The sequence below is a fragment of the uncultured Methanobrevibacter sp. genome (genome assembly GCF_937906425.1).
Lineage (GTDB): Archaea > Methanobacteriota > Methanobacteria > Methanobacteriales > Methanobacteriaceae > Methanobrevibacter.
Window position 1 is genome coordinate 1 of the sequence record NZ_CALCYR010000204.1, and the last position, 6,670, is coordinate 6,670.

Consider the following 6,670-nt stretch of genomic DNA (forward strand, 5'->3'; position numbering starts at 1 on the left):
AAAAAGTAAAAAAAAGTAAAAAAAAGTAAAAAAAAGTAAAAAAAGTAAAAAAAAGTAGAAAAGAGCATTTAAACTTACATTTGCTGATTTAAAAATTCAACTACTTCCTCTTCATATGCCTCAAAAGTGTCCTCATTCTTAATGAGAAAATCAGCAGTGGCTATAACTTCACCAATACCAAAGTCCAATTCTCTTTGATCTCTTTCCTTAAAGTCCTCATAAACACTGGAATCGTCCTTTCTGTTTCTAAGGGTTATTCTTTCAAATCTTGTTTTAGGACTTGCATATAATGAAAGTGAAATAAAATCATCAAAACTTGCATCAAACATCTCTATTTCATAGGGACTTCTAATGCCATCTATCAAAACAATCTTGGATTCTGTATATTCCTGCAAAAACTCTCTTATTTTTTCAACAGTTAATTTGGCAACAATGTATTGACCTTGTTCCTCTCTTAATTTTCTTGCTGTTGTTCCAACATTCTCTCCCCTTTCTGCAGCCTTTTCACGGATAATATCTCCCATACAAACTACAACAGCACCTCTTTCTTTTGCCTTTTCAAAAACAAAACTTTTTCCAGAACCAGGTAATCCAGTAACACCTATTACTCTCATGTCAAACCCCATAAAACTTTGATGAATATCTCATTAGAAAATATATTTATCTCTTTAATTGTTTTTATAGTTTTCTTAATTAAGAATATGAAATTAAAAATAATAATTAAGGCCTTTAAATCAAATGATAAAATTAATTTAAGAGCCTTAAATCACATAAAAAAATTAATTTAAGAACCTTAAATCAAGTGAAAAATTAATTTAAGAACCTTAAATCAAGTGCAAAAATTAATTTAAGACCTTTAAATCAGTAAAAAAAATTAAATAACAAAAATCATTATTTTAATTTAATGGAAGCCAATGAGTCCTTTAGGTTTTGTTCATTTGAAAAATTATTAACAATATTTTCCAAAAATTCCCTGTCCTTGTCCTTTCCTTCAGCCTTAAACTTAAGAGCAATTTCAGTCATTAAGGGAACTGCCCTTACAATATTGTCAACAATGCTTATTGTAGACATTTTGGAAGTTCTTGAAAGGGGATTCAAGTCAATGCAGATAATCTTCTTTCCATTTTCAACCAGAACCTCAGCACGATCTCCATCTTCAAGAGGAACAAGCATGACATCTGCCATATAGCTTCCTTCCTTACTTGCAGTAGCTCTTGGACTGTTTAGATTATTGATATATTCCAATTTTTCATCATTTCCGCCGAGAATATTGTCCCAGCCCCTTTCCTTAAATAATCCGGTAATTATTTCAACACGTTCTTCTGTTCTGTAAAATAGGTTAATCTCTATTTTGGAATCGGTAGCCTTTGCAAGTTCTATAATTTCATCAATAGCTAATGCAGTTGTGTTTCCATTTACTGAAAGTACAGGGTTTTCAGCCAAGAGAATTGTTGCAACTGCAGCCTCACATGCCTTTTTTGCAGTTTCAGTAGTCCTTTCACCAATCAGATAGTCAAAGGTTTCTCCCCTTCCATGGGCAATCATACCTGAATCTGCAAGATAACCTTCTTTAAAAGCATTTTTAACCTTATCCCTAAGTAAAAGAGATTGATAACGTGGATGTGTTTTTGGTATCATATATAATAATTGATTTTAAATATTTATAAAATCTTTTATTGGAGGAGAAATTTTAAATAAATGCTTAAAAATAATATTTATAAAATCTTTTATTGGAGGAGAAATTTTAAATAAATACTTAAAAATAGATGAAAAAATTAAAAATTAGACTAAAAAAATAGGGATTTTAAAGTTATTTAATAAAAATAGACAAATATTATAATTCAATAGCAGAATAGATAAAACAGTGAATAAGTGTTAAAATAAATAAATTAAAATTTATTCCAATTGCTTAAGAGTTCCAAACTCCTTTTCATCCAATTCGTTTAGAATTGTTTCAATCTTTTCAAAAACAATTTCCTGAGACTCATCAGCTGAAATGACATGCCAATTGTATAATACAGGTTCAGCCATCTTTCTAACCTTTACCAAGGCATCATAATTTTCAAACATTTCCTCCTTTTCATTCCTCTTTTCCATACGTGCCAAGGATTCTTCAGGAGAAACATCCAAATAAAACATATAATCAGAAACAGGAAGCAAGAAACATACCAATTTATAAACTGGAACTGAAATCAAAGGATGCAAATAGGAAACAGCCAAAGTATACCTTACAACAATCAATGTGTCTGCCTTATTCTTGTATTTAACAATTGATCTGATTGCATCTGCACCATAACACACTGTTGCAATAATTTTATTTAACTTTCCAGTCTTTTGAAGAGCGGATTTGGACTTACGTCCAAAAAAGTTGTCTTGAGAGGGATGTGAGCGAATTATAACAGTTCCATCATCTTTATACTTTTCACCGATAAGCTTAGCTTGTGTATCTTTACCAGAACCATCAAGCCCATCTATAGCAATAAACCTCTTCATTCAAACATCTCACATAAGATTAAAATAATTAAAAAAATGAATGATTAAATTAATTTTACTTTTAAAAATATTAAAATTATTAATCAAATTTATAATTAAAATATATCTAAATTTTTTCCTTAAAACTAATCACATTATTAATTTTATTTATTCTATTTTATAAAGTTTTATAATACTTAACCATAGTTAATGATTTTAAAATATCAAATTATTTAAACATCAAAAATAATCTAACAAAATAAAAATAAGAAAAAATAATTAAAAAAATCCTAAAAAACCAGCCATTAAATAAGAATAAGAAAAAATAATCATTTCAATAAAACTTAATAAACTTAAGAAATATATTAATTAACATGAATACGAATAGATTTGAAACTTTTTTAGATGCAATTTTAGCTATCATAATTACAATTCTTGTTTTGAAGCTTACCCAACCTGTAGCCCCTACACTTGAAGCTATTTGGCCCCTTCAAACAAAATTTTTAACATATCTGACTGTTTTTTTAGTAATCTACAACATCTGGTACAATAACCACAACCTTTTCCAAATGGTTGAAGAGATAAACAATAGGGTTTTGCTGATAAATGGAGTGTCAATATTCATAATATCCCTATTTCCCTATTTTGCAACCTGGGTTTCATTAAACCCCTATTCAATTCCTGCCCAAACAACATATGGACTGATATTTGTCCTATTAAACATTTTGACCTACTTTTCAACAATCGAAGTATACAAATCAAATCCATATAACAAGAAATTACAGGCTCTGCCTCCAAACAAGTATCTCTTTGCATATTTGCCCCTTGCAATTGTGTTTGCAGGTTATATCCTAACATACACAGTCTTTGTTCCGGGAATATACTATTCCTGTTTAATAATGGTAATCACATGGATTGTAGCATATAGGATTAAAAGGCCTGAAATGATTATGGAAAGTGAAAGGTTTGAGGCATTGATTGATGCAATTGTTGCAATCATTCTTACAATCATCGTTTTGGAGATTCCAATGGTTGCAGGAGGATCCTGGGAAGGACTCTTTGAATTGAAACTGGAATTTTTATCATATGCCATAAGTTTCATTGTTTGCTTTAATTTCTGGAACTACAACAACAACCTATTCCAACTTGTTAATTTCATTGATTACAAGGTAATATGGTCAATAGGACTGTCCCTGTTTGTATTGTCCTTGATTCCATATCTTACACAGTTTGTGGCTTTAAACTTCACATCACTTTTGCCTCAAGCACTTTATGGAATTGACTTCCTGATTGTAAACTTGCTTTCAATCTGGTCTTCACGTGCATTGAAAGCATCAGATCCAGGAAACATTGCTTTGCAAATTGCATTGCAGGACTATAAACCTTATATCCTATCTGGAATTTGTATGATAATCGGATTTGTGATTGGAATTCTATTTTACCCACCTGCAATAATGATTTTCTGTCTGATTTCCATTCTTGTAGTATGGTTGGTCCATCATATTCATAAACCAAATGTTTTTAATTAAAAATAAAACATTTTCATTTAAATTATTTATATAATGAAATATAGAGCATTAAAAAGAAGAAAAACTATTCAAATTTTCAAATATTTTACTAAAAAAAATATAAAAAAAGAATAAAAACTATTCAAAATTTCAAATATTTTACTTAAAAAAAAATATAAAAAAGATTAAATCGATTTATTTTCAAAAACAATAGATAATATTAATTAATTGGTGAAAAAATGACTACATTTGAATCATTGGAAGAAGCTAGAGAGTTTTTTAAAGGAGACAGATTTGCAACAGATGCTGGAGCAATATTGGAAAAACTTAGTGAAGATGAAGTAATCTGTTCTCTTGAACTGAATGACAGCCATAGGAATGCTTATGGCGGAGTTATGGGAGGAGTAATATTTACCTTGGCAGACTTTGCATTTGCTGTATTGTCAAATCATTTACACAGACCTACAGTAGGTCAACAAGTAACAATTAACTATATTTCCGCTTCAAAAGGGGAAAAACTCATAGCTAAGGCAACTTGCAGAAAAAACGGAAGAACTGTTTCCATCATAAATGTTGATGTAAGTGATGATTTAGGCCGTGACGTTGCCCAATTCATCGGAACAGGATTTAAATTATAAATAAATTATTAAAAACCAAAAAGATTTTAACTAATTGATTTAGTATTGGAGAGAAGATCATGGATGAAGAAATCAAAAATCCTGAACTTAAGGAAATATTGGCAATTGACCCTGAAGACATGAATGAGGAAGAGTTGGAAATCTTTGTAGAATCATTTATGGACGCTAAATTAATCATTCCAGTTGAACTCATATCAGATGAAGAGAAGATAAAGGATAAAAGTGATGAGGAAATAGCCTTGGATGAGAATATTGACTTTGAAATATATAAATTGGAAGATGAAGAGGGAAATGAATTCATTCCCGTATTAACCGATGATGAAGAGGTTGAAAAACTAGATTTCAATCCTGACGGAATAGTTTTAAGTACAGAGGACTTGGCCAATTTATTGTATGAAAGCGATAACGAAAAAATAGAAGGATTGCTCATTAATCCATTTACAGAAAGATCTGCAGAAATTCCTCTAATTTCATTGTTTGAGTTATTTGACTTGGCAGAATGTGATGACCCTGATTGTGATAATCCGCATCACCATCACGAACATGAGCATGAACACGATCATGAACATTAAAAAGCAATTTATTATTTTTAAACTTTTAAATTTTTAAATTTTTAAATTTTTAAATTTTTAAATTTTTAAATTTTTAAACTTTTAAACTTTTAAACTTTTAAACTTTTAAAACTATTAAAAAAAAGCTATTTTTAGAGAAAATTAAAAAAATAATTATTTAATAAATTTATTTTAAAAAAAATAAGTTTTTTATGAATTTATTTATTAAAAAAAATTAAAATAAGTTTTATTTTAAAAAAAAAGAAAAAATAAGAGTTTTAATTTAAAATTAAAAACTCTTAAACTATTTTTATTTAATAATCATAAAATCAATTAATGATTATTTTTATTGAAATTAAATAATAATTGAATTAATTATTTATCTAAATCCAAAAGCGCTTAATATGCTATTAAAAATACTGTCTAAAGAGAAACCGTCACTGCTTGCATTGTCAATTACATCATTTAATTGTTCCTTATAGCTGTCAGCATCTGCTTGAACTGATTGAATTTGTTCAATTGTGCTTGCAAGGTTATCGATGTCACTGTCTGAAATATTGATATTGTAAGTAGTTGAGTAATCATTAATGATATTAACAATTTCAGCATGATCTGTAATGTTTTCCTCTTCAACAGTGTCCTTTACTTCATCCACTAGTTTTGATAAGTCATCAGCACTGACATTTGAATTTTCCACAATTGCAGCTTGAGTTTGAATCTCATTATTTGCTGCCTCTTTTACATTGTCTGGAATTTCAACATCAGTTGCCTCTTCATATGAGTTCATGATTCCTGCAAGAGCAGATTCCCCAGTAGCTGTAACAGGACTTGTTACATAGACACGTCCACTTTCAATACCTGCAGATTCCAATGCAGATGCATACATTTTAGGAGTAATGGTTGTAATTGTATTGTCTACAAAGACTTCAATATTTCCATTTTGGTTTAAATCCACCAATGCAGAAGAAAATATTTGATTAGAGTTATATGTCTTATGACTAATTCCTGATGAAATTGCATTAACATCAGAAGCTGTAATCACCTTAGTTTCCACATTATTTAAATCTACAGCCGCATTGTTTTCAAAATATTGATCAACCATAGATTTGTAATTTTGATTCATATATGCAGTTTCACCATAAGTTATAACAACAGAGTTAGCATCATCTGCAAAACCGGTTGGAATAACTGACATTGCTACTATAAGAGCAATCAAAATAGAAAATATAGTTATTTTTCTCATTATTTTCACCCCTTTATATTTTCTAATCTTAATTAGACTTCATAGTATATAAATGTAATGTATTTTTAACCTATTTTTTATGAATTTTATAAAAACCATAAGAATTATTTTTAAAAAAATAGGTTTTAAAACATCTGAGATTGAAGAAAATAATTAAAGAAAAAAACAAATTAAACTAAAAATACATTAAAATAGAAAAAAACAATTAAAGAAAAAAACAAATTAAACTAAAAATACATTAAAATAGAAAAAAACAAT

At 28.6% G+C, this 6,670-nt stretch carries 7 protein-coding genes; 3 read left to right on the forward strand and 4 right to left on the reverse strand.

Features of this window, described 5'->3' with window-relative positions; genetic code table 11:
• Positions 1 to 74: 74 nt before the first annotated feature.
• From Q0138_RS05910 to Q0138_RS05920, 3 genes are all read right to left on the reverse strand, one after another.
• Positions 75 to 614 (reverse strand): nucleoside monophosphate kinase, encoded by a 540-nt coding sequence (locus Q0138_RS05910; RefSeq protein ID WP_297982021.1) that lies wholly within the window; start codon positions 612 to 614, stop codon positions 75 to 77.
• 277 nt (positions 615 to 891) lie between these two features.
• Positions 892 to 1,638 (reverse strand): 4-phosphopantoate--beta-alanine ligase, encoded by a 747-nt coding sequence (locus Q0138_RS05915; RefSeq protein ID WP_297982023.1) that lies wholly within the window; start codon positions 1,636 to 1,638, stop codon positions 892 to 894.
• A gap of 258 nt (positions 1,639 to 1,896) precedes the next feature.
• The gene (locus Q0138_RS05920; protein ID WP_297982025.1) at positions 1,897 to 2,493 is read right to left on the reverse strand and encodes a thymidylate kinase; all 597 of its coding nucleotides are present in this window, start codon (positions 2,491 to 2,493) and stop codon (positions 1,897 to 1,899) included.
• Between the two features lie 353 nt (positions 2,494 to 2,846).
• Here Q0138_RS05920 and Q0138_RS05925 point away from each other — a divergent pair, with 353 nt between their 5' ends.
• The 3 genes from Q0138_RS05925 to Q0138_RS05935 all read left to right on the forward strand — a co-directional run bounded on the left by Q0138_RS05925 (position 2,847) and on the right by Q0138_RS05935 (position 5,190).
• On the forward strand, positions 2,847 to 4,001 hold the full coding sequence (locus tag Q0138_RS05925) for a TMEM175 family protein (RefSeq protein ID WP_297982027.1): 1,155 nt from the start codon (positions 2,847 to 2,849) through the stop codon (positions 3,999 to 4,001).
• Between the two features lie 218 nt (positions 4,002 to 4,219).
• Complete coding sequence (locus tag Q0138_RS05930; RefSeq protein WP_297982028.1) at positions 4,220 to 4,618, forward strand: PaaI family thioesterase; 399 nt, start codon at positions 4,220 to 4,222, stop codon at positions 4,616 to 4,618.
• A 59-nt stretch (positions 4,619 to 4,677) separates the two neighbouring features.
• Positions 4,678 to 5,190 carry an SseB family protein gene (locus Q0138_RS05935; protein WP_297982031.1) on the forward strand — a complete coding sequence of 171 codons (513 nt, stop codon included), beginning with the start codon at positions 4,678 to 4,680 and terminating at the stop codon, positions 5,188 to 5,190.
• 358 nt (positions 5,191 to 5,548) lie between these two features.
• Here the strand turns inward: Q0138_RS05935 and Q0138_RS05940 are convergent, their stop codons facing one another.
• A complete protein-coding gene (locus tag Q0138_RS05940; protein WP_297982033.1) occupies positions 5,549 to 6,412 on the reverse strand; it encodes a DUF1002 domain-containing protein in 864 nt (287 codons plus the stop codon).
• Between the last annotated feature and the right edge of the window lie 258 nt (positions 6,413 to 6,670).